General features: G+C 70.1%; 21 protein-coding genes. 2 read left to right on the top strand and 19 right to left on the bottom strand.

What is annotated here, in order from left to right; translation table 11 throughout:
- Positions 1-111: 111 nt before the first annotated feature.
- From ilvB to Q7L65_RS26080, 19 genes are all read right to left on the bottom strand, one after another.
- Positions 112-1,809 (bottom strand): biosynthetic-type acetolactate synthase large subunit, encoded by a 1,698-nt coding sequence (gene ilvB, locus Q7L65_RS26170; RefSeq protein WP_304726211.1) that lies wholly within the window; start codon positions 1,807-1,809, stop codon positions 112-114.
- A 321-nt stretch (positions 1,810-2,130) separates the two neighbouring features.
- Positions 2,131-3,222, bottom strand: a complete 1,092-nt coding sequence (gene proB, locus Q7L65_RS26165) for a glutamate 5-kinase (protein WP_304726209.1) — start codon at positions 3,220-3,222, stop codon at positions 2,131-2,133.
- A gap of 20 nt (positions 3,223-3,242) precedes the next feature.
- Positions 3,243-4,172: an arginase family protein gene (locus Q7L65_RS26160; RefSeq protein WP_304726208.1), complete on the bottom strand. Its 930-nt coding sequence runs from the start codon at positions 4,170-4,172 to the stop codon at positions 3,243-3,245.
- 52 nt (positions 4,173-4,224) lie between these two features.
- Positions 4,225-5,508 (bottom strand): GTPase ObgE, encoded by a 1,284-nt coding sequence (gene obgE, locus Q7L65_RS26155; RefSeq protein ID WP_304726206.1) that lies wholly within the window; start codon positions 5,506-5,508, stop codon positions 4,225-4,227.
- Between the two features lie 100 nt (positions 5,509-5,608).
- Entirely contained in the window at positions 5,609-7,267 is a 1,659-nt protein-coding gene (locus Q7L65_RS26150; protein WP_304726204.1) for a catalase, read from the bottom strand.
- A 191-nt stretch (positions 7,268-7,458) separates the two neighbouring features.
- Positions 7,459-7,734, bottom strand: a complete 276-nt coding sequence (gene rpmA / locus Q7L65_RS26145) for a 50S ribosomal protein L27 (RefSeq protein ID WP_304726203.1) — start codon at positions 7,732-7,734, stop codon at positions 7,459-7,461.
- Complete coding sequence (gene rplU, locus Q7L65_RS26140; RefSeq protein WP_370552634.1) at positions 7,734-8,075, bottom strand: 50S ribosomal protein L21; 342 nt, start codon at positions 8,073-8,075, stop codon at positions 7,734-7,736. The genes rpmA and rplU overlap by 1 nt, the downstream gene beginning before the upstream one ends.
- 11 nt (positions 8,076-8,086) lie before the next feature.
- On the bottom strand, positions 8,087-9,967 hold the full coding sequence (locus Q7L65_RS26135; protein WP_304726201.1) for an Rne/Rng family ribonuclease: 1,881 nt from the start codon (positions 9,965-9,967) through the stop codon (positions 8,087-8,089).
- Between the two features lie 37 nt (positions 9,968-10,004).
- Complete coding sequence (gene rodA, locus Q7L65_RS26130; RefSeq protein ID WP_304726200.1) at positions 10,005-11,201, bottom strand: rod shape-determining protein RodA; 1,197 nt, start codon at positions 11,199-11,201, stop codon at positions 10,005-10,007.
- The gene (gene mrdA, locus Q7L65_RS26125; RefSeq protein WP_304726199.1) at positions 11,198-13,183 is read right to left on the bottom strand and encodes a penicillin-binding protein 2; all 1,986 of its coding nucleotides are present in this window, start codon (positions 13,181-13,183) and stop codon (positions 11,198-11,200) included. Before mrdA ends, rodA begins: the two co-directional genes overlap by 4 nt.
- Positions 13,184-13,262: 79 nt before the next feature.
- The gene (locus Q7L65_RS26120; protein ID WP_304726197.1) at positions 13,263-13,850 is read right to left on the bottom strand and encodes a hypothetical protein; all 588 of its coding nucleotides are present in this window, start codon (positions 13,848-13,850) and stop codon (positions 13,263-13,265) included.
- Positions 13,847-14,680, bottom strand: coding sequence for a rod shape-determining protein MreC (gene mreC, locus Q7L65_RS26115; RefSeq protein WP_304726195.1), 834 nt, complete (start codon positions 14,678-14,680; stop codon positions 13,847-13,849). Before mreC ends, Q7L65_RS26120 begins: the two co-directional genes overlap by 4 nt.
- A 96-nt stretch (positions 14,681-14,776) precedes the next feature.
- Positions 14,777-15,829: a rod shape-determining protein gene (locus tag Q7L65_RS26110; RefSeq protein ID WP_012934128.1), complete on the bottom strand. Its 1,053-nt coding sequence runs from the start codon at positions 15,827-15,829 to the stop codon at positions 14,777-14,779.
- A 157-nt stretch (positions 15,830-15,986) separates the two neighbouring features.
- Positions 15,987-16,607, bottom strand: coding sequence for a nucleoside triphosphate pyrophosphatase (locus tag Q7L65_RS26105; protein WP_304726317.1), 621 nt, complete (start codon positions 16,605-16,607; stop codon positions 15,987-15,989).
- Between the two features lie 8 nt (positions 16,608-16,615).
- A complete protein-coding gene (gene ndk, locus Q7L65_RS26100) occupies positions 16,616-17,023 on the bottom strand; it encodes a nucleoside-diphosphate kinase (RefSeq protein ID WP_304726191.1) in 408 nt (135 codons plus the stop codon).
- 42 nt (positions 17,024-17,065) lie between these two features.
- Complete coding sequence (locus Q7L65_RS26095) at positions 17,066-17,584, bottom strand: zinc ribbon domain-containing protein (protein ID WP_304726189.1); 519 nt, start codon at positions 17,582-17,584, stop codon at positions 17,066-17,068.
- Between the two features lie 118 nt (positions 17,585-17,702).
- Positions 17,703-17,831, bottom strand: a complete 129-nt coding sequence (locus Q7L65_RS26090; protein ID WP_304726187.1) for a hypothetical protein — start codon at positions 17,829-17,831, stop codon at positions 17,703-17,705.
- On the bottom strand, positions 17,828-19,201 hold the full coding sequence (locus Q7L65_RS26085) for a folylpolyglutamate synthase/dihydrofolate synthase family protein (protein WP_304726185.1): 1,374 nt from the start codon (positions 19,199-19,201) through the stop codon (positions 17,828-17,830). Before Q7L65_RS26085 ends, Q7L65_RS26090 begins: the two co-directional genes overlap by 4 nt.
- The gene (locus Q7L65_RS26080; RefSeq protein ID WP_304726184.1) at positions 19,198-21,765 is read right to left on the bottom strand and encodes a valine--tRNA ligase; all 2,568 of its coding nucleotides are present in this window, start codon (positions 21,763-21,765) and stop codon (positions 19,198-19,200) included. The genes Q7L65_RS26085 and Q7L65_RS26080 overlap by 4 nt, the downstream gene beginning before the upstream one ends.
- A 106-nt stretch (positions 21,766-21,871) precedes the next feature.
- On the opposite strand from Q7L65_RS26080, the gene Q7L65_RS26075 reads away from it, so the two are divergent.
- Positions 21,872-22,240, top strand: coding sequence for a helix-turn-helix transcriptional regulator (locus tag Q7L65_RS26075; protein ID WP_304726181.1), 369 nt, complete (start codon positions 21,872-21,874; stop codon positions 22,238-22,240).
- Entirely contained in the window at positions 22,227-22,727 is a 501-nt protein-coding gene (locus tag Q7L65_RS26070) for a hypothetical protein (RefSeq protein ID WP_304726179.1), read from the top strand. Before Q7L65_RS26075 ends, Q7L65_RS26070 begins: the two co-directional genes overlap by 14 nt.
- The last annotated feature ends 64 nt before the right edge of the window (positions 22,728-22,791 follow it).

The raw sequence follows: 22,791 nt of genomic DNA, 5'->3' as shown, positions 1-22,791 counted from the left end.
TGGATCGCCTCCCGCCCGCATCTGCGCGTCGCGGGGACGATCGCGCTGACCTCGGCGCGAGCGACCCCGGCCGCCGCGCGCAGAGCCGGCCGGCAAACCTGTCCTGTTCAGTCAGCCGATCATCTCGCGCGCGGGACCGCCGGGCAGGAACATCGGCAGGCAGTCGGCTTGCGGGGCGATGCGGACCTCCAGCAGGGCCGGGCCGTCGGCGGCGAGCGTCGCGGCGACCGCGACGTCGACCGCGTCCGGTTCGGTCACGCGCCGCGCCTCGATCCCGAACGCGCGGGCGAGCATCGTCCAGTCGGGCGAGGCGCCGAGGTCGACCGAGTGGCGCCGGCCGTCCCAGAACATGTCCTGCTGCTGGCGGACCATCCCGAGCGTGCCGTTGTGCATCAGCACGATCTTCACCGGCAGCCGCTCCTCGACCGCGGTCGCCAACTCCTGCACGTTCATCAGCAGCGATCCCTCGCCGCTGACGCAGACCACCGTGGCAGCGGGATCCGCGGCCTGCGCGCCCAACGCCGCCGGCAGCCCGTAGCCCATCGTGCCGTGCCCGCCCGACGTGAGCCACCGCCGCGGCCGCTCGAAGCGCAGCCGGTTGGCGGCCCACATCTGGTGCTGACCCACGTCGGTCGCGACGATCGCCTCCCCGCCGCTCGCGCGCTGGACTGCGTCGAGCAGCCCATGCGGATCGACGCCGTCGCCGGTCCCGCTCCCACCGGACCAGCCCGGAGCGGGCACGTCGAACGGCTCGTCGGCGCGCCACGCGTCGATCCGGCGCCACCAGGAGGAGACTCGCCCCGGCTCGGCCGCCAACCCCTCATACGCTTCCCGAATCGCCGCCAGTCCCAGCCGCGCATCCGCCACGATCGGCACGTGGACGGCACGCAGCTTGCCGATCTCGCTCGGGTCGACGTCGAGGTGGATCACCTTTGCGCGCGGTGCGAAGTGGTCCAGCGCACCGGTCACGCGGTCGTCGAAGCGGGCGCCGACGCAGATCAGCAGGTCCGACTCGTCGACCGCCCAGTTGGCCGTCTTGGTGCCGTGCATCCCGAGCATGCCGAGGAAGCGGCGGTCCGACGCGGGGAACGCGCCGAGCGCCATAAGCGTCGTCGTCACGGGCAGGTCGGCCGCGCGCGCGAGCGCGGTCAACTCGTCCGCCGCCTCGGCGTGGACGACGCCGCCGCCGGCGTACAGGACCGGCCGCTGCGCCGCCGCGATCGCCTGCGCCGCCAGCCTCACCTGGCGGCCGTTGGGCTTCGTGCGCGGCGCATAGCCGGGCGTGTTCGGCGGGTGCGGATCGCGGTCGCGCGCGGGTGCGCGAGCGATGTCGGACGGCACGTCGACGAGCACCGGGCCGGGCCGCCCGCTGCGCGCGATGTGGAAGGCGTCGTGGATCGCCTGCTGCAGCTCGTCGGCCGACTCGACCGCGATCGCGTGCTTGACCATCGGCGCCGTCATCCCGATCACGTCCGCCTCCTGGAAGGCGTTGGTCCCGAGCAGGTCGCTGCGCACCTGGCCGGTCACGAAGACCGTCGGCGTCGAGTCCATGTAGGCGTCGCAGATCGGCGTCAGCAGGTTCGTCGCGCCGGGCCCCGAGGTCGCGAACGCCACCCCGACGCGCCCGGTCGCACGCGCGTAGCCCTGCGCGGCGTGCCCCGCGCCGGCCTCGTGGCGCATCAGCACGTGCCGTATCGGCGAGTCGACGAGCGCGTCGTAGAGCGGCAGGTTCGCCCCGCCGGGAATCCCGAAGACGGTCCGCACGCCCTCGCGTTCGAGCGCCTTCGTCAGGGCGTCGGCGCCGCGCATCGCGGGCTCCCTTCATGAGCGGAGTTCGTGAGGACGGGGATGAGTACGACGAGGGCGCAGAGACGCATTCGGTGCTCCTTGAGTTCGCTGGGAGGGCGAGACGAGATCCGCACGCGGCGATCGCGCGGCGGGGTGCGACGTGACGAGTGCGGCGAGCTGGCTCGGAGGCTCAGCTCAGCCGGCTACGCGTACGCCGACGCGAGCGCAAATCGCGCTCGTAAGTCGGTCGGCGTGTGCGTGCTGCTGCGTCACGGTGAGAAATGATGCCGCATGCAGCCCTCAAACGCCACCCGCTCGCTCGCGTGAGCGACGCGGCAGGCGCTAGGCGAGCACGAAGTAATCGCGGTGAATCGCTTCTTCGCTGGCGCGCGGAAGCAGGTCGCGCGCCTGGCGCGACTTGAGGCCGAGGACGCGTCTCAGCTCAGCCTCGGCGTAGTTGCTGATGCCCTTGCCGACGACCTCGTCGCCGTGGACGACGTCGACCGCGTCGCCGGCGTCGAAGCCGCCGCCGACGGCGGTGATGCCGACCGGCAGCAGCGAGGTGCCGCCGTCGCGCAGGGCGCGGGCGGCGCCGGCGTCGACGGTGATCGTGCCGTGCGCGGGCTTGGCGTACTTCAGCCACAGCTTGAAGCTGGAGTAGGCGGCCTCGCGCGCCGGGAAGCGGGTGCCGACCCGCTCGCCCGCGACGGCGGCGGCTATGACGCCGCTGGTGCGGCCGTTGGCGACGACCGCGGGGATGCCGGCAGCGGTCGCCATCTCCGCGGCGACCACCTTCGAGCGCATCCCGCCCGAGCCGAGCGTCGAGGTCGTCTGTCTGATGTCGAGCGCGCCGAGCGCCTCGAAGTCCTCCACCAGCGGCACGAGTCTCGCGCTCGGATCGAGGCGCGGATCGGCGGTGAAGAGGCCGTCGGTCGAGGTCAGCAGCACGAGCATCTCGGCGCCCAGCAGGATCGCGACCTGTGCGGCGAGGAAGTCGTTGTCGCCGAAGGAGATCTCGTCGGTCGTCGTCGTGTCGTTCTCGTTGATGACCGGCACGACGCGCCAGTCGAGCAGCCGCTGCAGCGTCTGGCGCGCGTTGAGGTAGTGCGTGCGCGCGCTGATGTCGAAGAACGTCAGCAGCACCTGCGCGGTGGCGACGCCGCGCACGGTCAGCAGCTCGTCGTAGACCTGGTAGAGCTGCCCCTGGCCGACCGCGCTCGCCGCCTGCAGCTCGTCAATCGCGCGCGGGCGCATCCGCAGCCCGAGCACGCCCATCCCGCGGGCGATCGCGCCGCTGGTGACGATCACGACGTCGCGCCCGTCGGCGTGCAGCGTCGCGGCCTCGTCGCAGACGTGCGCCAGCACGTCGGAGCGCGGATGGCCGGCGTCGTCGCAGACGATGCTCGAGCCCAGCTTGATCACGACAGGTCCCATGCGACCCGGGAGATTAGGGCCTACGCGCGCGGCAGGACCCGCCCCAGCAGCGCGACGACGCGGCGGGCGAAGACGCCGTCGGGGTCGGCGTCGGCCTGGAGGTCGCTGACGGAGACGCCGAACAGCGCCGGGGAGGCCGCGAGCGGGGCGAGCAGCTGCTCCAACGCCTCCCACGTCAGGCCCTGCGGCTGCGGGTAGGAGACCGCCGGCATCACCGACGCGTCGAGCACGTCGAGGTCGAGGTGCAGCCAGGCCGCGGCGGGCGCGACCTCCTCGGCGACCTCGCCGAGATGGGTCGCCGGGAAGGCCAGCCGCGCGACCGCCTCCTGCCCGACCGCGTGCGGCCCGGAGGCGAGGATCGCGGGCGCGTCGCGCCACCAGACCGTCTCGTCCATCAGCGCGAGGTCGTCGTCGTTGCCGGGATCCATGCCCCACGGCCGCAGCCCCAGCACGACCGCCCGCGCGGGCGCCAGCAGCGGCGGCGGGAGCGGGTCCGCCAGCTCGACCAGCGCGGTCGGCCCGCGGCCGCAGACGATCGCGAAGTCCATGTCGGCGACCTCGCCGGTCGGTGACGTGACACCGTCCATCGCGTCCGGATGCCCGTCGACCATCCACAGCCCCGGCTCCACGCCGGCGACGCGACAGCCGGCGATGACGCCGGGCAGCAGCGCGCAGTCGCCGCCGAGCACGAGCGGACGGCGCCCGTCGCGCAGCACGCCCGCGACCGCGTCGCGCAGCGCGCGCGACGCCTCCAGCACCGCCGCGTAGGCGATCACGCCGGTGACGGGATCGCGCTCGGCGGGGCGCAGCAGGCTCGTCACGTCGCCGAGGTCGTGCGCGCCGCCGACCGCGTCCGCGATCCCCGCCGCCCGCAGCGCCGCCGGCGCGCGCTCTTCCCCCTCCCCGGCCCCCGCCGAATCCAGCGGCGCGCCGAGGAGGGTCCAGCTCATGACCGCCGCACCACTGCGGCCGCCCCGCTGCGACAACCGAGCGGACTACCGGTCACGACGCATCCAGCTCGAACACGATCCCGCCGATCTCGACGTCGTCGCCGGACTCGAAGCCGGCTTCGTCGAGCGCTCTGATCACGCCGATCGAGCGCAGCCGCGTCTCGAGGAAGGCCATCGCCTCCTCGTTCTCGACGTCGTAGCGCGCGACGAGGCGGTCGACGCCCTCGCCGATCACCTTGAAGACGCCCTCGTCGATCGCCTCGACGACGAAGCCGCGCGGTCTGGCCGGTCTGAAGACACGGTGCTCCGCAAGGTCGTCGATGTCGGCGATCTCGACCGGCGGCGTCACCGGGACGTGCTGCAGCAGCGCCTTCTTCAAGTCGTCGAGGCCGTTGCCCGTGGCGCTGGAGGTGCGCACGATCGGCACGTCGGGGCCGAGCTGCTCGCGCCACAGCTCCTCGGCGGCGTCGGCGTCCTCCTCCGTCACGAGGTCGGACTTCGACAACGCGAGGATCCGCGGCAGCCCGGCCAGGCGCGCGTCGTGCGAGGCCAGCTCCTGCTCGATCGTCGCGTGGTTGTCGAACGGGTCGGAGCCGTCCAGCGGCGCGAGGTCGAGGACGTGCACGAGCAGGCGCGTGCGCTCCACGTGCGCGAGGAAGTCGTGACCGAGGCCGGCGCCGTCGCTGGCGCCCTCGATCAGGCCCGGGATGTCGGCGATCACGAGCTGACGGTCGTCGCTCTGGATCGTGCCGAGCACCGGCGTCAGCGTCGTGAAGGGATAGCCGGCGATCTTCGGCTGCGCTGCCGTGATGCGGCTCAGCAGCGACGACTTGCCCGCGTTCGGCAGCCCGACGAGGCCGACGTCGGCGAGCAGCTTGAGGTGCAGCTCGACCCAGCCCTCGTGGCCGGGCAGGGCCTTCTCGGCGAAGCGCGGCGCCTGCCGCGTCGGCGTCGCGAAGTGCTTGTTGCCGCGCGCGCCGCCGCCGCCCTTGGCGAGGATCGCGCGCTGGCCCGGGACGACGAGATCGTGCCGCGTGCCGTCCTCCAGCTCGACGACCGTGCCCGGCGGGACTCTGATGATCAGATCTTCGCCGTCGGCGCCGTGGCGCTGCTTGCCCTCGCCGTTGCCGCCCTTTCTCGCCTTGAAGCGAGCGGAGCGGCGGAAGAACTGCAGGTCGCGCAGCGAGTCGTCGCACAGCAGGATGACGTCGCCGCCGCGGCCGCCGTCACCGCCGTCGGGGCCACCCATCGGGACCCCCGCTTCGCGGCGGAACGACATGCAGCCGTCCCCGCCGCGCCCGGCCTGGACGTGGATTCGTGCACGATCGGAGAGCATCCCCTCCATCGTGGCAGAAGTGGCTGCGCCACGCCCGCGAGTTCCCACCGGCGCCGCGCGGTGTCAGCGCGACGCCGTGGAACTCGCAATCGCCCGGCGTCTAGGCCGTGACCGGCTCCGCCTCGTCAGCGAGGGCAACGCGCTGATTCGGCACGCAGTGCGTCATCACCAGGCCGCTCACGTCGCGCGGGCCGTTTCTGCCGAGCCTGTCCAGGCGCGCCTGCTCGGCCGGACCCCAGCCCTGCGTCGGGACCGGCTGCAGGTGCTTGACGTCCTCGGCGGAGATGCCCAGCGCGTCGCCGACGCGCTGCCCCAGCTCGTCCTCGCAGAGGAAGAAGTGCCAGACCATCCGCTCCTGGATCTCACGATCGCACTGCTTCAGGTTGCCGACGAGGTTGGCGACCAGCTCGTCCTTCTCCCACTGCTCCGACAGCAGGTAGCGCTCGCCGGGCTGCTGGTAGTCGTTGGTGCGCTCGATCCGCGCACGCGTGAGGCGCCCCTCGATGACCGGGCCCTGCTCCGCATGCGCCGGCTTGTCGGCCTCGCGCAGCCCGGCGCGCAGCGACGGCTCGTAGTTGATCGACGGCTCGCTGCCGGAGTCGTCGACGTGGTAGGCCATCGCGCCGTCGCGCAGGTTCGTGTTGACCCCGTGCGCGGCGCTTCTGGCTGCGTTGACCGGCAGCTGCTGGTAGTTGGGGCCGACGCGGTGACGCTGCGTGTCGGAGTAGGAGAACGTGCGGCCGACGAGCATCTTGTCGTCGGAGAAGTCGAGGCCGTCGACCAGCACGCCGGTGCCGAAGGCGATCTGCTCGCTCTCGGCGAAGAAGTTCTCGGGCGCGCGGTTGAGCGTCATCAGCCCGACCGGCAGCAGCGGGAACTCGTTCTCCGGCCACACCTTCGTGTCGTCGAGCGGGTCGAAGTTCAGCTCCGGGTGGTCGTGGTCGTCCATCAGCTGGACGTTCAGCTCCCACTGCGGGTGGTCGCCGGCGGCGATCGCGCCGTAGAGATCTCTCGTGTGGACGCCGAGCTCCTGGCCCTGCGCGACGGCGGCGTCGGCCTCCGTCCACGACTGCACCGGCTGTCTCGGCAGCCAGTGGTACTTGACGAGCTTCGTCTCGCCGGCGGCGTTGACCCACTTGTAGGTGTTGACGCCGAAGCCCTGCATGTGGCGGTAGCTGGTCGGCACGCCGCGCGGGCCGAGCACGAGCGTGACCATGTGCAGCGCCTCGGGCGACTGCGACCAGAAGTCGAAGACGCGATTGGCGACCTGACGCTCGAACGTGACCGGGTCCGGCTTCTGCGAGTGGATGAAGTCGGGGAACTTGATCGCGTCGCGGATGAAGAAGACCGCGAGGTTGTTGCCGACGAGGTCCCAGTTGCCGTCCTCGGTGTAGAACTTGACCGCGAAGCCGCGTGGGTCGCGGATCGCCTCCGAGGAGTCGCGACCGCCGGCGACCGTCGAGAAGCGCAGCGCCACGTCGGTCTTCTTGCCCTTCTGCTGGAACAGCTTGGCGCGCGTGAACTTCGCGATCGGCTCGTCGCCGACCGTGCCGTACGCCTCGAACTCGCCGAACGCGGTGGCGCCGCGCGCGTGCACGACCCGCTCCGGAACCCGCTCGCGGTCGAAGTGCGCGAGCTTCTCCATGAAGTGGTAGTTCTCGAGCGTCGCCGGACCCCGTGAACCGATCGTGCGCTGGTTCTGGTTGTCGGCGATCGGGTGGCCCTGGCGATCGGTCAGGACTCTGCGGTCATCGCTCATCGATGCGCTTCCTCTCGTCGTGGTCGGACAGCGAACGCGTCCATACGCCAGCGACCATACCTGACTCGCTCTTAGATTGGAACAAGTCCAAAGAAGTTCTCGCATCGTTGGAACATCACGCCCCAGAACGACGAACGCCCGGCCGGGGCCGGGCGTGGTCTTCTCACAGCAGAAGTCTGGTGCGGTGGGTGCTACTCGGTCGGTGCGGCAGCGACCTCGGCCGGGAGGATCGAGATCACGCGGCCGAAGCGGCCGGTTCTGAAGTCGACCTTGCCGGCGGACTTCGCGAAGATCGTGTCGTCCTTGCCGATGCCGGTGCCGTTGCCCGGCTTGAATCTCGTACCGCGCTGACGGACGATGATCTCGCCGCCGTAGACGGTCTCGCCGGCGAACACCTTCACGCCGAGGCGCTTGGCGTTCGAGTCACGGCCGTTGCGCGAGGAGCCGAGCCCCTTCTTATGCGCCATTACGCAGCCTCCTCGGTCTTTCTGGCGGCGGCAGCGCCGGCCGTGATCGTCGTGATCTCGATTCTGGTGAGATCCTGACGATGACCGTTGCGGCGCTTGTAGCCGCGCTTGGGCTTGAACTTCGCGACGCGCAGCTTCGGCCCACGCTCGTGCGCGACGACCTTGGCCTCGACCGTGACCTTCGCGAGGTCATCACCGTCGAGCAGCTCGTCGTCGCCGCGGTAGAGCAGCGGCTGGAGCGGCACGGTGGCACCCTCGTCGGCGGCAAGCTTCTCGACCAGCAGATGCTGGCCTTCTTCGACGCGGTATTGCTTACCGCCGGTCTTCACGATCGCGTACATGGTTTCTCTGGTCACTCGCTCGTCGCGGCGGAAGAGTCCGCCGTTGCACGGGAACGGCGCCGTCCGCCTCTGCGGCCGCGGCGCCGAGCAGAGGATTCTACGTCATCTGAGGAATCGCCGTCGGTCTCCCCCTTCGGCGCGCCATCGACGACCATCGTCGCGGTCGCCGCGGTGCGGCCGACCTCGTCGATCCGCACGAGTCGCTTCTCGCCCACGTGGCGCCCGCCGCCGGTGACGGAGACGATGTAGCCGTCGATCTTCGCGACCGCGTCGTCGACGTTGTACATGTGCGGCTCGACGATCGAGACGAGCACCTCGTCGCCCTCGCGGAACGGCAGCGCGCGCTCGGCGACGTCCTCGCGCGAGCCCTCGTAGGTGATCGCGAAGTGGTCCAGCGGGAGCCCCTCGGAGCCCTCGAAGTGGAACCACTTGCCGGTCTCCTCCTCCAGCTGGCGCAGGATCCGCGCGCCGTTGCCGGTGAAGACCGCGCCGACGCGCGGGTTTATCTGCAGCAGCAGCGCCTCGGCCTCGTGCTCCTTGGCGAGGTCGCGCAGTCTGCGCTCGAAGTCGATCGCGATCGTCTCCTCGGAGCGGATCACGCCCTCGCCGCCGCAGGTCGGGCAGTGGCGGGTCATGATCTCGCGCACGCCCTCGGTGACGTTCTGGCGTGTCATCTCGACGAGGCCGAGCGGCGAGATCTCGACGACGAACGTCTTCGTGCGGTCCTCGTCCAGCGATCTGCGCAGCGTCTTCAGGACGGCGTCGCGGTTGCGCGCGCGGGCCATGTCGATGAAGTCGATCACGATGATGCCGCCGATGTCGCGCAGGCGCAGCTGGCGCACGGCCTCCTCGGCCGCCTCCAGGTTCGTTCTCGTGATCGTGTCCTCCAGCCGCGCGCCTCTGCCGCGGCCGATGAACGAACCGGTGTTGACGTCGATGACCGTCAGCGCCTCGGTGTAGTCGACGATCAGGTAGCCGCCGCTGGGCAGGTCGACGCGGCTGGTGAGCGTCCCCTGGATCTCTCTCTCGACGCCGAAGCGCTCGAACAGGGGCTCGTCCTCCTCCCACAGCTCGACGCGGTCGACCAGCTCCGGCGCGGTGCGCGTGAAGAACGAGACGAGCCGCTGGTACTGCTTCTGGTCGTCGACGACCGCGCGCTCGAAGTGGTCGGAGAAGACGTCGCGCACGACGCGGATCGAGAGGTCGGCTTCCTGGAAGACGAGATCCGGCGCCTGCGTCTCCTCGACGCGGTTGCGCAGCACGTCGTTGAGCTTGAAGAGGTACTGCATCTCCCGCTCGAAGTCCTCGCGCCCGGCGCCGAAGGCGGCCGTGCGGATGATCGCGCCGCCGCCCTGCAGGTCGAGTCTGGCGGCCTCCTTGCGGAGGCGGTCGCGCTCCTTGTCCGGGAGCCGCCTCGAGACGCCGACGCCCTCGCCCTGCGGGGTGTAGACCATGTAGCGGCCCGGGATCGTCAGCTCCATCGAGAGGCGGGCGCCCTTCGTCTTGAGCGGATCCTTCACGACCTGGACGACGACCTCCTGGCCGGGTCTGAGGAGGTCGTGGATCTTCAGGCCGTCCTTGCCCTGGCCGCGCCCGCGTCTGGGCGTCTCGACGCCGGGGATCACGATCTCGTCGACGTGCAGGAAGCCGTTCTTCTCCAGCCCGATGTCGACGAACGCGGCCTCCAGGCCGGCGAGCACGTTGTCGACCTTGCCCTTGTAGATGTTGCCGACGATCGAGCGGTTGCCGCGGCGCTCGAGATACAGCTCGGCGACGCGGTAGCCGGCGGCCGGGTTGGCCGGCTTCTTGCGGCGACGGCCGCTGCTTCTGGCCTGGGGAGCGACATCACCTGTCGCTTCGAGCAGCGCGACGCGGGTTTCTCCCCGGTCCACGCTGACAAGCACTTGCTTCTTCACAGTGTGGTTTTCCTTACGAAAGGACGAGCCCTCGGCCCTTCGATCCCTGTGCGATCCGCGCTTGGATGTGGATCGACTGGAGAAGGCCTAAGGCGATGAATGTTGTCAAGTAGGAGGCGCCGCCGTAGCTCATGAGCGGCAATGTGACGCCAGTGATCGGCATGATGCCGATGGTCATTCCGACGTTCACCAGGAGTTGGTACATCAACATCGCCAGGATTCCTGCCGCGATGAGGGTGCCGAAGAGGTTTTTCGCCATCGTCAGCAGGCGCAACGTGCGCCAGATCAAGAGGGCGAACAACGACAGCACCAACGCCGCGCCGGCGAAGCCCCAGCGTTCGCCCACGACCGAGAAGATGAAGTCGGTGTGGTGCTCGGGCAGGAAGTTGAGGCCGGTCTGGGTGGATCTCTCCAGCCCCCGCCCCGTCTTCTCGCCGGAGCCGATCGCGATCTTCGACTGGTTGAGCTGGTAGGTCGACTCGGCGTTGCTCTCGTTCGGGTTGAGGAACCCGGTGAGGCGGTCGACCTGGTACGGCTTGAGCACGTCGACGCCGACCGCCGGCGCGACCGCCAGCACCAGCACGAGCGCGGTCGCGAACAGCGCTATCAGGCCGGCGATGTGCCGGCCCGGGCTGCCCGCGATGAACAGCATCACGAGCGCCGTCACGACGTAGACGCTGGCGGAGCCGAGGTCCGGCTGGACCATCACCAGCGCCGCCGGCCCGAGCGCGAGCAGCATCAGCCGCGCCGTCGTCTGCCGCTCGCCGAGCCGGCGCGTGCGATCGACGATGAAGCCGGCCAGCGCCACGATCAGCAGCACCTTGCCCAGCTCCGACGGCTGGAATCTGAAGAACGGCAGCTCGATCCAGCTGCGCGCTCCGCGGGTCGCGGCGGCGAGCAGCAGCGGCAGGATGTTGAGCGCGATCATCAGGCCGTAGATGCCGATCTTGAACTCGCGCAGGCGCGAGTAGTCGAAGCGGCTGATCGCGAACATCAGCAGCGTGCCGATCACGGCGTACATCAGCTGTCGGTGAGCGAAGAAGTTCGGCGCGCCCGGAATGTCGTTGCGCGTCGAGCCGCCGATCGCGATCACCGAGCAGGCGACCAGCCCGAAGGCGGCCAGCAGCAGCAGCGGGTCGAACAGCAGCCGCGGACGTGAGGAGGAGCGCGTCGCGCCCTCGACGCTGCGCCGTATCGGTGTCGCGCTCAATACGACGCCGATCTACCCGCGACCGCTCTGCCGGGGTTCCCGTAGAACCACTGCGAGAGGATCTGCCGCACGGCCGGGGCGGCTGCCTGCGCGCCGAAGCCGCCGTTCTCGATCACCGCGGCGACGACGATCGGCCGTCTCGGATCGGGCACGTAGGCGACGTACCACGACTGGTCCGGTCTGCCCGTCATCTGCGCGGTGCCGGTCTTGCCGTAGACCGGCTTGCCGAAGCCCGCGAAGACGTCCGCAGAGGTGCCGTTGGCCAGCGTCGTGGAGTCGAGCAGGCCGTTCCGTATCGACTGGATGTCCGGGATGTCGATGTGGCGCACCGGCTTGGGCGAGATCCGCTGCAGCAGGCTGCCGTCGTCTCTGACGATCGCCATCCCGATGTGCGGGCGCACGATCGTGCCGTCGTTCTCGATCGCCGCGTACGCCGTCGCGAGCTGCAGCGGCGAGGCGAGGAAGTCGCCCTGGCCGATCGCCAGCGAGACGTTGTCGCCCGAGGACCACGGACGGCCGTCGGCGATGTAGCAGTTGTCGCGGTGCTCTCTTCTGCGGCACTGCAGCTCCGCCTTCCAGCGGCCCCTGCGCCAGGCCGGATCCGGCACCGTGCCTCTCATCTCGCCGCCGAGGTCGATCCCGCTGCGCTCGCCGAAGCCGAACGCGCGCGCCCATCTCTGCAGCTCGCCGCCGTGCGGATCGGTCGAGTTCAGCTTCGCGCCGAGGTCGTAGAAGAACGTGTCGACGGAGACCGCGATCGCCTGCCTCAGGTCGACCGAGCCGAAGACCGCCCCGCCGGCGTTTCTGCGTCTCTGCCCGCCGTCGGCGCTCGTCCACGTGCCGGTGTCGTTGTAGAACGTGTTGGGCGTGATCACGCCCGCGTCGAGGCCGGCGGAGGCGGTGACGATCTTGAACGTCGAGCCGATCGCGAAGCCGCCCTGGATCGCGCGGTTGAAGAGCGGGTCGTTCATCTCTTCGCCGTACTTCGCTCTGAAGACCCTGTCGGAGATCGGTCTCGTGAAGACGTTCGGGTCAAACGTCGGGTTGGAGCCCATCGCCAGCACCTCGCCGCTGCGCGGATCGAGCGCCACGAACGCGCCGCCATCGGCCGGATTGCCGTTCGCCCGCCCCATGCTGATGCCGGTCTCCAGCGCTTCCTGGCCCACTCTCTGCAGCGCGGCGTCGATCGACAGTTGCACGTTGCTGCCCTTGACCGCGTCGATGTTTCTGAGCCGTCTCTTCGGCCGGCCCTGCGCGTCGACCTCGATCCGCTGCCGGCCGTTGGTCCCGCGCAGGTACTTGTCGTAGGTGTACTCCAGGCCCGACTTGCCGACGATCGAGCCGCCCTTCACGCCTCTGAAGTTGGGATCTCTGAGGCCGTCCGCGTCGATCTGGCCGACCGTCCCGAAGAGGTGCGCGCCGACCGTCTTGTACGGATAGTCGCGCAGCCACGCGTTCTCGATCGAGACGCCGGGGAACTGGTCCGAACGCTCCGCCAGGTAGGAGTAGACCGGCCGCGACGCGTCCGGCTCGACGACCACGTCGGCATACGGCGTGACCGCCGTCTGCTCGTCGATCGTGCACTCCAACGGCATTCTCCGGAACGTTCTTCTGCCGAGCACGCATCTCTCGGGCCTGGTCGATCTGCCGAGCACTCTGCTGAGTCTGACGAGCAGCCTCGTTCTCGCAGCCTCGTCCTCGGGCAGGTTCGCGGGCGACACCAGCACCGCGACCGCGTTGCGGTTCTCCACCAGCACGTTGCCGTTGCGGTCCAGCATCTTGCCGCGCGGCGCCTGGATCGTCACGTCGCGCACCCGGTTGCTCGACGCCTCGGCGAGGTACTGATCGCCCGACAGCACCTGCAGGAACCAGAGCCGGAAGAAGATGATCGCGAAGATCGCGAGCGCGACGCCGCCGAGGATCGCGACCCGCATCGCGAGCTGCGGCGACAGTTGCGTACGGCGGTCCTCAGGCGATTCCATCAGACGTCCATCATCCGGAAGTTCCCGCATGCGTGTCGTGACTCAGCTGGCTGGCGTGGAACTTCCAGTGCGAAGCACATCAGCGGCTCTGGGACGGTCGGGAGAGCGGCGAGAGGCCGCCGGTCGTGTACGCGCGGCGGCGGCGACGGCGCGGGTCGTCGGGCAGCGAGCCCTGGACGATCCGTCTGACGAGCGCGTAGACGGGCAGCGCGAACAGCGCGCCCAGCAGGATCGTCACGACGACCAGGCGCAGCAGCAGCCAGCTGACCGGCGCCTGCGTGCCGAGCAGGAACTGCATCAGCGCGAAGCCGATCGTCGAGATCGCCGTCGCGGCGGCGCCGACGAAGACCGGCACGAGCCCGTGCGCGGGATCGCGCAACTCGCGCAGGCGGCCGGCGCCGTAGCCGATCGCGATGTACAGCAGCGACGTGACGCCGAGCGTCTGCACGAGCGCGAGGTCGACGAAGAGGCCGACGCCGAAGCCGAAGACAGCGCCCGGCAGCGAGCCGGCCAGCAGCCCGACGGACGCGACGACGAGCGGCGCCAGGTCGATGCTGACGCCGAAGACCGTGATCTGCGAGATCGCGGCGATCTGGACGATCACCGACAGGAAGCCCAGGGCGGCCAGGCGCAGCGGCAGCTGCCAGTTGGTCTCGGCCGCGCTCATGGGGCCTGTGCCCGCTCCCCGCCGTCCGGTCCGTTGCCGGTCAGCACGTCGACGAAGTCGAGGTGGCGCAGGTCGGCGAACGGCGCCAGGTGAATCCGGTTGGAGGAGTCCAGCTCCTCGGGGTCGGCTCTCGTCACGCGCCCGATCGGGATGTTCGGCGGATAGGGCGATTCGAGTCTGGAGGAGATCGAACCGGCCGTCACGACGTTGTCGCCGACTCTGACGCGCGCTCTGCGGTCGAGCTGCTCCATCAGCAGGTCGAGCGGGTCGCCGAGCGACGGCTTCACGAGCCCGAGGTCGCCGGCGCCCAGCACCTTGCCGCTGACGATCGATCTCTGGTCGGTGATGAGCGTCACGATCGCCGCGTTGCCGGCGGCCGTCGTGACCTGTCCGACGAGGCCGTCGCCGGAGATGACGGCGTCGCCGACGCGCACGCCTGCGCCGGTGCCCGCGTCGACCTGGATCGTGTCGCGGTAGAGGTTGGTGAGGGAGCGCGCGATGATCCGCGCGGTCACGGGCGTGTATTCGTCGAGACCGTAGCTTCTGCGCATCGCGAGCAGTCTCTGCAGCTGCGCGTTCTGCTCGACCGCGACCTGGTAGTCGATCTGGTTTCTGAGCAGGTCGTCGCGCTGCGCTCTGAGCTGGTCGCGCTCCTTCTTGGCGTCGAGCGTGTCGCCGAACCAGCCGAACAGGTCACGGGCGGGCTTGAGCGCGCGGCTGGCGCCCTCCTGTATCGGTGACAGCACCGCCATCACCCCACGCTGCACCGAGTGGAGCGGGCTTCCCTCGTCCTCACCGAAATAGGCGGTCAGCAGAACCAGGGAGACCACGACGAGCACGATGAGCGTGACTCGTCGGCGGCGAACTTGTCTGTCATACACGGGTCGCGTGGCTCCAAGGGGGTAGTGCTCCTGCGCGGCCGCTCGCTAGTAGCGCCGGCGCCGGTTGTTCTTCGAATTCTTATGGGACCGGTGGATGGCCTCGAACTCCTCGAGCGAGCGGCCCGATCCGACCGCCACGCACGTCAGGGGAGATTCGGCCAGGTGCGCGGGCATCTGCGTCTCGTGACGCAGCCGCTCGTCGAGGCCCTGCAGCAACGCACCGCCGCCTGCCAGCATGATGCCACGATCCATGATGTCGGACGCCAGCTCCGGCGGCGTGCGGTCGAGCGTCTCCTTGACCGCGTCGATGATCTGCGAGATCGGCTCCTCGAGCGCCGCGCGGATCTCCTCGCTCGTCAGCACGACCGTCTTGGGCAGCCCGGAGACCATGTCGCGCCCGCGGATCTCAGCCTGCACCTCCTCCTCCATCTCGAAGGCGGAGCCGATCTCGAGCTTGACCTCCTCGGCCGTCTGCTGGCCGATCAGGAGCTTGTACTCACGCTTGACGTAGTTGATGATCGCCTCGTCCAGCTCGTCGCCGCCGACGCGGATCGACTGCGAGACGACGATCCCGCCGAGCGAGATGACGGCGACCTCGGAGGTGCCGCCGCCGATGTCGACGACCATCGAGCCGGTCGGCTCGCCGACCGGCAGACCCGCGCCGATCGCGGCCGCCATCGGCTCCTCGATCAGGTACGCCTGGCGTGCGCCGGCCGACAGGCACGCTTCCTCGACCGCCCGCTTCTCGACACCTGTCACGCCCGAGGGCACGCAGACGACGACCCTTGGGTGCGCCCACCGGTTCTGGTGCACCTTCTGGATGAAATGCCGCAGCATCTCCTCCGTCACCTCGAAGTCGGCGATCACGCCGTCCTTCAGCGGGCGGATCGCGGAGATCGTGCCGGGCGTCCGGCCGAGCATCCGTTTCGCCTCGATCCCGACCGCATGGACCTCGCCGGAGCGCGAATCGACCGCGACGACCGACGGCTCGGAGAGCACGATCCCGCGACCGCGGACGTAGACCAACGTATTGGCCGTGCCGAGGTCGACGGCCATGTCGCGGCCGCCGAACCCGGTCAAGTAGCTGAAGAAGCCCATGCGTATATGAGGGGGATGTAAGAAGAGGCCCCTGTGTGACGCCGGATGGCGTCGTTGCGCGGAGGCCCCGTTCCCGGCCGGAGTGTAGCGGACGCAGATTGGCCCTCAGAGCTGCAAGCAAGCCTGCATTGGCGCGAAGACGCTGCAAATCGCAGCTTCAAGGAACTTCCTGCACGATCCCTGGCAGGAGGTCCAGCAGCGCCGCGACGGGAAGCCCGACGACGTTGAGGTAATCGCCGTCGATCGCGGCCACCAGCGCCGCCCCGCGGCCCTGGATCGCGTAGCCCCCCGCGCGCCCCTCCCACTCGCCGGTCGCGACGTACCAGTCGAGCGTCGCGTCGTCGAGGTGACGAAACCGCACGCGGGTCGTCGCGAGCGCCGTGCGGGGCTGCTGCGGGGCGTCGGCGGAGGCGGCGTCCGCCGCCGCGCTGGGCACGGCTGCGCGAGCGACCGGCGCGTCCAATACCGCGATCCCGCTCAGCACGAGGTGCTCGCGGCCGCCCAGCGCGGCGAGCGTCGTGCGTGCCGCCGCGGCGTCGGCGGGCTTGCCGTGGATCGCGTCGCCGTCGAGCACGACGATCGTGTCGACGCCGAGGATCGTGCGGCCGGCGGCGGCGTCGCTGCCGGCCAGCGCGAGCGCCTTGCGGCGCGCGTTCTCGACCGCCACCCGCGCCGGCTCGCCGGCGCTCAGCTCCTCGACGTCAGCCGGGCAGACCTCGAACGGAATGCCCAGCTGCGTCAGGATCGCCCGCCGCTGCGGCGAGCGCGATGCGAGCAGGAGGGCGATCAGCCCAGGTTCGGGAAGAAGATCGCGGCCTCGCGCGCGGCCGACTCGTCGGAGTCGGAGCCGTGGACGAGGTTCTTGCCGACCTCGGTCGCGAAGTCGCCGCGGATCGAGCCGGTCGCGGCCTCGATCGGGTTCGTCGCGCCGATCACCTGGCGGGCCGCCTTGACGGCCTCGTGGCCCTCCAGCACGGCGGCGACGAGCGGGCCCGACGTGATGAACTCGACGAGCTCGCCGAAGAACGGGCGCTCCTTGTGCTCCGCGTAGTGCGTCTCGGCGATCTCCACCGTCAGCGTCTGCTTCTCCAGCGCGACGACCGCGAGGCCCTTGCGCTCGAAGCGGGCGAGGATCTCGCCGGTCAGGCCGCGGGCAAAGGCATCCGGCTTGACCAGGATCAGGGTCCGGCTCATCGGGGCTCCTTCAGGTTCAGTTCGAGAGGGGTGCTGCGTGCGCTACTGCGTCGGCTCGGCGACATCTTCGACGCGCCGGCGTCGCGTACGCCGCGGAGCGGCGGCAGAAGCGGTCGCTTCGACCTCGGTCTCGCAATACGGGCAGACCTTCCACATCGGGTCGAGCGGCTTGCCGCAGTTGCGGCAGGGGTCCTTCAACTTGCGCATGCAGTTCGGGCAGCGCAGGAAGTCCTTCTCCACCTCGAAGTCGCAGTGCGGGCAGAGGTGGTAGCCGAGCTGCGCCAGGCGCGCCTCGGCCGACTGCATCTCGAGCTCACGCTCGCGCACGTCGTCGAGGAACTCGGGCGGCCGCACGATCATGTAGACGAGCGTCCCGACGAGCGGGAACAGCGAGGCCGCCGTCGCGCATCCGATCAGCATCGGATCCTCGATCCGGCGTCGCGCATCCGCGAACGTCCAGTAGAGGAGCGCGATCCAGAGGACGATGAGGAAGAGCAGCACGAGATTGACGGCCAGGTTGAGGCTGCTGTTCTCGATGCCGAAGATTGCGAACGGGGTCATGATTGCGGGCTGAGTTTAGCCTGGGTCCGGATTCGGAGGCGCCACGGTGGCGCAACCAGACGATTCGCTGGCTGCCGCGAACCTCCTGCAAAGCAACAGACGCTACGCGCCGGCCCGCTCACAGGAACTGGCGCCCGAAGAGGTAGCCGATCCCGAAGAAGACGAGGATCACGATCGCGACGATGAGCGCGACGAGGCCCATCATCGGCAGGAACTTCGGCGGTGGACGATCTTCCGGTGTGCTCACAGGATCGAGGCGTTGCGCTGGCCGGCGGGCCGCAGCAGGTCGGCGACAAGATAGATCGAACCGGTCGCGAGCACGACGCCGTTGGCGCCGGCAAGCTCGCGCGCTCGCGCGAGCGCGCGCCGGGGATCCTGCACCAGCTCGCTCGGCGGTCCGCCGATCTGCTGGGCCAGCGACGCGAGCGTCGCCGGTGGTAGCGCACGCGGGCTGTGGTTTCTGGTGAAGACGACCCGCTCGCAGTGGGGCAGCAGCGCGCGCAGCATCTCGGTGGCGTCCTTGTCGTCGAGCACCGACACGAGCGCGACGAGTTGGCGCCCTGCCGTCAGCTGCGGCAGCGACTCCGCGATCGCGGCGACTCCGGCCGGGTTGTGCGCGCCGTCGACGAGCGTCAGCGGCTCATGACCGATCACCTGCATGCGGCCGGGCACCAGCACGGCGCTGGCGGCCGCGCGCACGGCGGCGACGTCGAGCTCGCGGCCGAGCGTCTCCAGATAGGCGGCCGCGGCGGCGCGTGCGAGCGCGAAGTTGCGCCGCTGGAAGGTCCCCGGGGCGGCGACCTCGACGCCCGGCTCGGCCGGCGCCTGGATCAGCCGCGCGCCGTGGCGCTCGGCGGCCAGGCCCGCCTCCTCCATCGCGTCTGGATGCAGGTCGTTGCCGACGACGAGCGTCGCGCCGTCGCGCACGACGGCGAGCTTCTCGCGCGCGATGTCGCGCACGGTCGGCCCGAGCCAGCGCGTGTGCTCCAGGCCGACGTTCGTCAGCACCTGGACTCTGCTCGCGGCTGCGGCCGTCGCGCTCGGCGTCACGCGAGGGCTCGAGCCGGCGGGGCTCGCGGCTGCGGCCGTCGCGCTCGGCGCCCCGCGAGGGCTCGAGCCGGCGGGGCTCGGCAGCACGTTGGTGGCGTCGTAGCGGCCGCCGAGGCCGGCCTCGATCACCGCGACGTCGACCTCGCGCGCGGCCAGCTCGCTGAAGGCGGCGGCCGTCAGCGCCTCGAACTGCGTGACGGTGTCCTCGTCCGATGCCGAGCGGTCGACGAGCGCAGCGGCGTGGGCGGCGCGCTGGACGGCGCGCGCGAACGCCTTCTGGTCCGTGTCGCGGTCGTCGATCCGGATCCGCTCCGTGAACGAGACGAGGTGCGGCGACAGGTACGCGCCGGCGCGCATGCCATGGCGCTCCAGGATCGCGGCGATCATCCGCACGGTCGACGACTTGCCGTTGGTGCCGACGACGTGGACCGTGTCGAACCTGCGCTCGGGCTGGTCCAGCGTCGTCATCAGGCGGCGCATCCGGTCGAGCCCGAAGCGCATGCCGAACAGCTCCAAGCCGAGCAGGTAGCGCTCGGCGTCCTCCAGTGTCCAACTCCCACCGCTCACAGTGCCGCCAGCTCCTCCTGCAGCGCGGCGAGCTTCTCGCGCTCGGCCGCGACGACCGCCTCCGGCGCCTTCGCGACGAAGCCGGCGTTGGCGAGCTTGCCCGCGCAGCGCTTGATCTCGGCCTCGAGCGTCTTGCGGCGCTCGGCCAGCTTTCTCTCGGCCGCGCCGAGGTCGACCGCGTCGCTGGCGAAGATCGAGGCCGCTCCGCCGGGGATCGAGACCTGCGCGACTGGCGCCTCGTCGCCGTATTCGGACGGGTCGCTCAGCTCCAGCCGTGCCAGCCGCGCGACGTGCGCGGCCGTCTCGGCGTAGCCGTCGGCGTCGATCCGGGCCGGGATCCGCGCGCCGGCGGGGGCGCCGACGGAGTCGCGCCAGCCGCGCAGTGCCTGCACGGCCTCGATCGCCGCGGCGATCGCGCGCTCGGCCTCGGCGTCGAGCACCGCCTCGTCGACCGGCGTGCTGCGGCGCGCGGCCAGCAGGCCGTCGCTGCCGGGCACGTGCGACCAGATCTCCTCGGTCACGTACGGGATCACCGGGTGCGCCAGCTGCAGCGTCTCGGTCAGCACGTGCAGCAGCGTCGCGCTGAGGTCCTCGCGCGCTTGGCCTTCCGCCTCGTACAGGCGCGGCTTGATCAGCTCCAGGTACCAGTCGCACAGCTCGCCATAGACGAAGTCGTAGAGGCCCAGGACGGCGTGCGAGAAGTCGAACGCCTCGATCCGCTCCTCGACCTCGGCCTGCGTGTGCGCGAGGCGCGAAAGGATCCAACGATCCTCGACCGTGCTCGGGCGCGCGGCGGCGCGGGTCGCCGGGTCCACGCGCGTCAGCACGAGCCGGCTGGCGTTCCACAGCTTGTTCGCGAGCTGCTGGCCCTGCTGGACCTTCTCGGCCGAGTAGCGCACGTCCTGCGAGGACGACATCGCCAGCAGGCCGAAGCGAACGCCGTCGGCGCCGTGTTGCTCGATCTCGTCGAGCGGGTCGATGCCGGTGCCGAGCGACTTGCTCATGCGGCGGCCGTCGGGCGCCTGGATGACGGAGTGGATGTAGATGTCTCTGAACGGGACCTCGCCCGCGAACTCGATCCCCATCATGATCATGCGGGCGACCCACAGGAACAGGATGTCGCGCGCGGTCGAGAGCACGTCGGTCGGGTAGAACGCCTTCAGCTCCGGCGTCTCCTGCGGCCAGCCGAGCGTCGCGAACGGCCACAGCGCCGAGGAGAACCAGGTGTCGAGCACGTCGGGGTCGCGCTCCCAGCCGTCGCCCTCGGGCGGCGTCGTGCCGACGTACGTCTCGCCGCCCCGATACCAGACCGGGATCTGGTGGCCCCACCACAGCTGGCGCGAGATGCACCACGGGCGGATGTTCTCCATCCAGTCGAGGTAGACGCGCGTCCAGCGCTCAGGGTGGATTCTGACGCGGCCGTCCTTGACCGCGTCGATCGCGGGCTGCGCCAGCTCGTCCATCCGCATGAACCACTGCAGCGAGATCAGCGGCTCGATCCGCTCGCCGGAGCGGTGCGAGAACGGCACCACGTGCGGGTACTCCTCCTCGCGCACCAGCAGGCCCTGCTCGCGCAGCGCCTCGACGACCTTGACCTGCGCCTCCTTGACGGTGAGGCCGGCGTACTCCTCGCCGGCGGCCTCCGTCATGCGGCCGTCCTCGCCGATCACGGTCAGCTCGTCGAGCCCGTGGCGGCGGCCGATCTCGAAGTCGTTGGGGTCGTGGCCGGGCGTGATCTTCAGCGCGCCGGTGCCGAACTCCGGCTTGACGTAGTCGTCGGCGATGATCCGCAGGCGGCGGCCGACGAGCGGCAGGATCGCGTGCTCGCCGATCAGGCGGGCGTAGCGCTCGTCGTCGGGGTTGACCGCGATCGCGGTGTCGGCCAGCATCGTCTCCGGGCGCACCGTCGCGACCGTGATCGAGCCGTTGCCGGAGGCGAGCGGGTAGTCGACGTAGAAGAGCGTGTCGACGACGTCGCGGTCCTCGACCTCGAGGTCAGAGATCGCCGATCTGGAGCCGGGATCCCAGTTGACCATGTAGTTGTCGCGGTAGATCAGGCCCTTCTCGTACAGGTCGACGAAGACCTTCAGGACCGCCTCGGCGTAGCCCTCGTCGAGCGTGAAGCGCTCGTCCTCGTAGTCGAGCGAGGCGCCGAGCCGCTGGAACTGGCCGATGATCGTGCTGCCGTACTGCTCGCGCCACCGCCAGACGCGCTCGGTGAAGGCCTCGCGCCCGACCGCTTCGCGCGTCGTGCCCTCCCCTCTGAGCTGTCTCTCGACCTGCTTCTGCGTCGCGATCCCGGCGTGGTCGGTGCCGAGGATCCACTTCGCGCGCTTGCCGCGCGCGCGCTGGTGGCGGATCAGCGCGTCCTGGATCGACCCGTTGAGCGCGTGCCCCATGTGCAGCGCCCCGGTGACGTTCGGCGGCGGCACGGCGATCGAGTAGTTCTCGTCCGCGGTCCCCTCCGGCTCCGGGTGGAACAGCCCCGATTCCAGCCAGCGGCGCAGGATGCGCGGCTCGGCCTCGGCGGCGTCGTAACGGGTCTTGGTCTCCAGCTCAGACATGTGTGCCGGAAGTGTATTGCGGCGGCGCGGATGAGCCGCGCGCGGCGCGGCGGTTGTACCGTTCTGCCATAGCGGTATTGCTTCTAAGGCATATGCTGTAGACACGATGAGCGACAGAGCCGAACATTTCTCCATGAGCCCGTCCACCCTCGTGCGCGACGCCCGCCGCAGCGCCGGCCTGACCCAGGCCCAGCTCGCGGAGCGCCTCGGCACCACCCAACCCGTGATCGCCCGCTTGGAGCGCGGCGACTCGAATCCGACGTTCGAGACGATCGACCGCGCGCTCGCGGCCGCCGGCTGCCAGGTCGAGCTGCGTGCGACGCGCCGGCCGATCGAGCAGGTCGACGAGACGCAGATCGCTGAGCGGCTGCGCATGTCCCCTGCCGAGCGGCTGCGGTCGTTCGAGGTCTCGCATAAAAACGTGGCCGCACTGATCGCTTCCGCAAGACGGGTGCCTCGCGATGATCTCCTCTGATTTCAGACCGACCTTCATCCTCGGTCTGTTGACGGCCCATGGGGTCGACTTCGTCGTGATCGGCGGGGTCGCTGCGGTACTGCACGGCTCACCGCGCAACACGCAGGACCTCGATATCTGCTTCGCCCGCGACGAGGCGAACCTGACGATGCTGGGACGTGCGCTGATCGAGCTGAAGGCGAGACTGCGCAGAGTCGAAGACGACGTGCCGTTCGTGCCGGACGCCGCCACGTTGAAGCGGATCCAATCGCTGACGATGGTCACCATCGCCGGCGACTTCGACATCCTCGCCAGCCCGGACGGCGCGCCGCCCTACGAACGCCTGCGTCGCAACGCTGAGCGTTTTGACCTCGGGGCGTTCGCGGTGCTGGTGGCGTCGATCGACGACCTGCTCGCGATGAAGCGCGCCGCCGGTCGCGAGAAGGATCTCGCGGACATCGGCGAACTCACCGCGATAGCGCGCCTGCGGGCGCGCGGAGTCGGCTAGGTGTAAGTCCCAAGCAGGTTGTTTAGGCGGTTGGCTGGGGTTTGTCGGCCGATGGCTTGGTGTT

This window comes from Conexibacter sp. CPCC 206217 (assembly GCF_030646165.1).
GTDB lineage: Bacteria > Actinomycetota > Thermoleophilia > Solirubrobacterales > Solirubrobacteraceae > Conexibacter.
The sequence above is the reverse complement of the archived record's forward strand: the minus strand, read 5'-3'. Positions and strand labels throughout refer to the sequence as shown.

Excerpts from the sequence above, each read along its gene's own strand:
- obgE (WP_304726206.1), bottom strand. The coding sequence starts at position 5,508 with ATGCTCTCCGATCGTGCACGAATCCACGTCCAGGCCGGGCGCGGCGGG.
- Q7L65_RS26120 (WP_304726197.1), bottom strand. The coding sequence starts at position 13,850 with ATGAGCGCGGCCGAGACCAACTGGCAGCTGCCGCTGCGCCTGGCCGCC.
- ndk (WP_304726191.1), bottom strand. The coding sequence starts at position 17,023 with ATGAGCCGGACCCTGATCCTGGTCAAGCCGGATGCCTTTGCCCGCGGC.
- rplU (WP_370552634.1), bottom strand. The coding sequence starts at position 8,075 with ATGTACGCGATCGTGAAGACCGGCGGTAAGCAATACCGCGTCGAAGAA.
- Q7L65_RS26070 (WP_304726179.1), top strand. The coding sequence starts at position 22,227 with ATGATCTCCTCTGATTTCAGACCGACCTTCATCCTCGGTCTGTTGACG.
- Q7L65_RS26075 (WP_304726181.1), top strand. The coding sequence starts at position 21,872 with ATGAGCGACAGAGCCGAACATTTCTCCATGAGCCCGTCCACCCTCGTG.
- Q7L65_RS26160 (WP_304726208.1), bottom strand. The coding sequence starts at position 4,172 with ATGAGCTGGACCCTCCTCGGCGCGCCGCTGGATTCGGCGGGGGCCGGG.
- Q7L65_RS26150 (WP_304726204.1), bottom strand. The coding sequence starts at position 7,267 with ATGAGCGATGACCGCAGAGTCCTGACCGATCGCCAGGGCCACCCGATC.
- Q7L65_RS26095 (WP_304726189.1), bottom strand. The coding sequence starts at position 17,584 with ATGACCCCGTTCGCAATCTTCGGCATCGAGAACAGCAGCCTCAACCTG.
- mrdA (WP_304726199.1), bottom strand. The coding sequence starts at position 13,183 with ATGGAATCGCCTGAGGACCGCCGTACGCAACTGTCGCCGCAGCTCGCG.
- rpmA (WP_304726203.1), bottom strand. The coding sequence starts at position 7,734 with ATGGCGCATAAGAAGGGGCTCGGCTCCTCGCGCAACGGCCGTGACTCG.
- Q7L65_RS26080 (WP_304726184.1), bottom strand. The coding sequence starts at position 21,765 with ATGTCTGAGCTGGAGACCAAGACCCGTTACGACGCCGCCGAGGCCGAG.
- ilvB (WP_304726211.1), bottom strand. The coding sequence starts at position 1,809 with ATGCGCGGCGCCGACGCCCTGACGAAGGCGCTCGAACGCGAGGGCGTG.
- proB (WP_304726209.1), bottom strand. The coding sequence starts at position 3,222 with ATGGGACCTGTCGTGATCAAGCTGGGCTCGAGCATCGTCTGCGACGAC.
- Q7L65_RS26110 (WP_012934128.1), bottom strand. The coding sequence starts at position 15,829 with ATGGGCTTCTTCAGCTACTTGACCGGGTTCGGCGGCCGCGACATGGCC.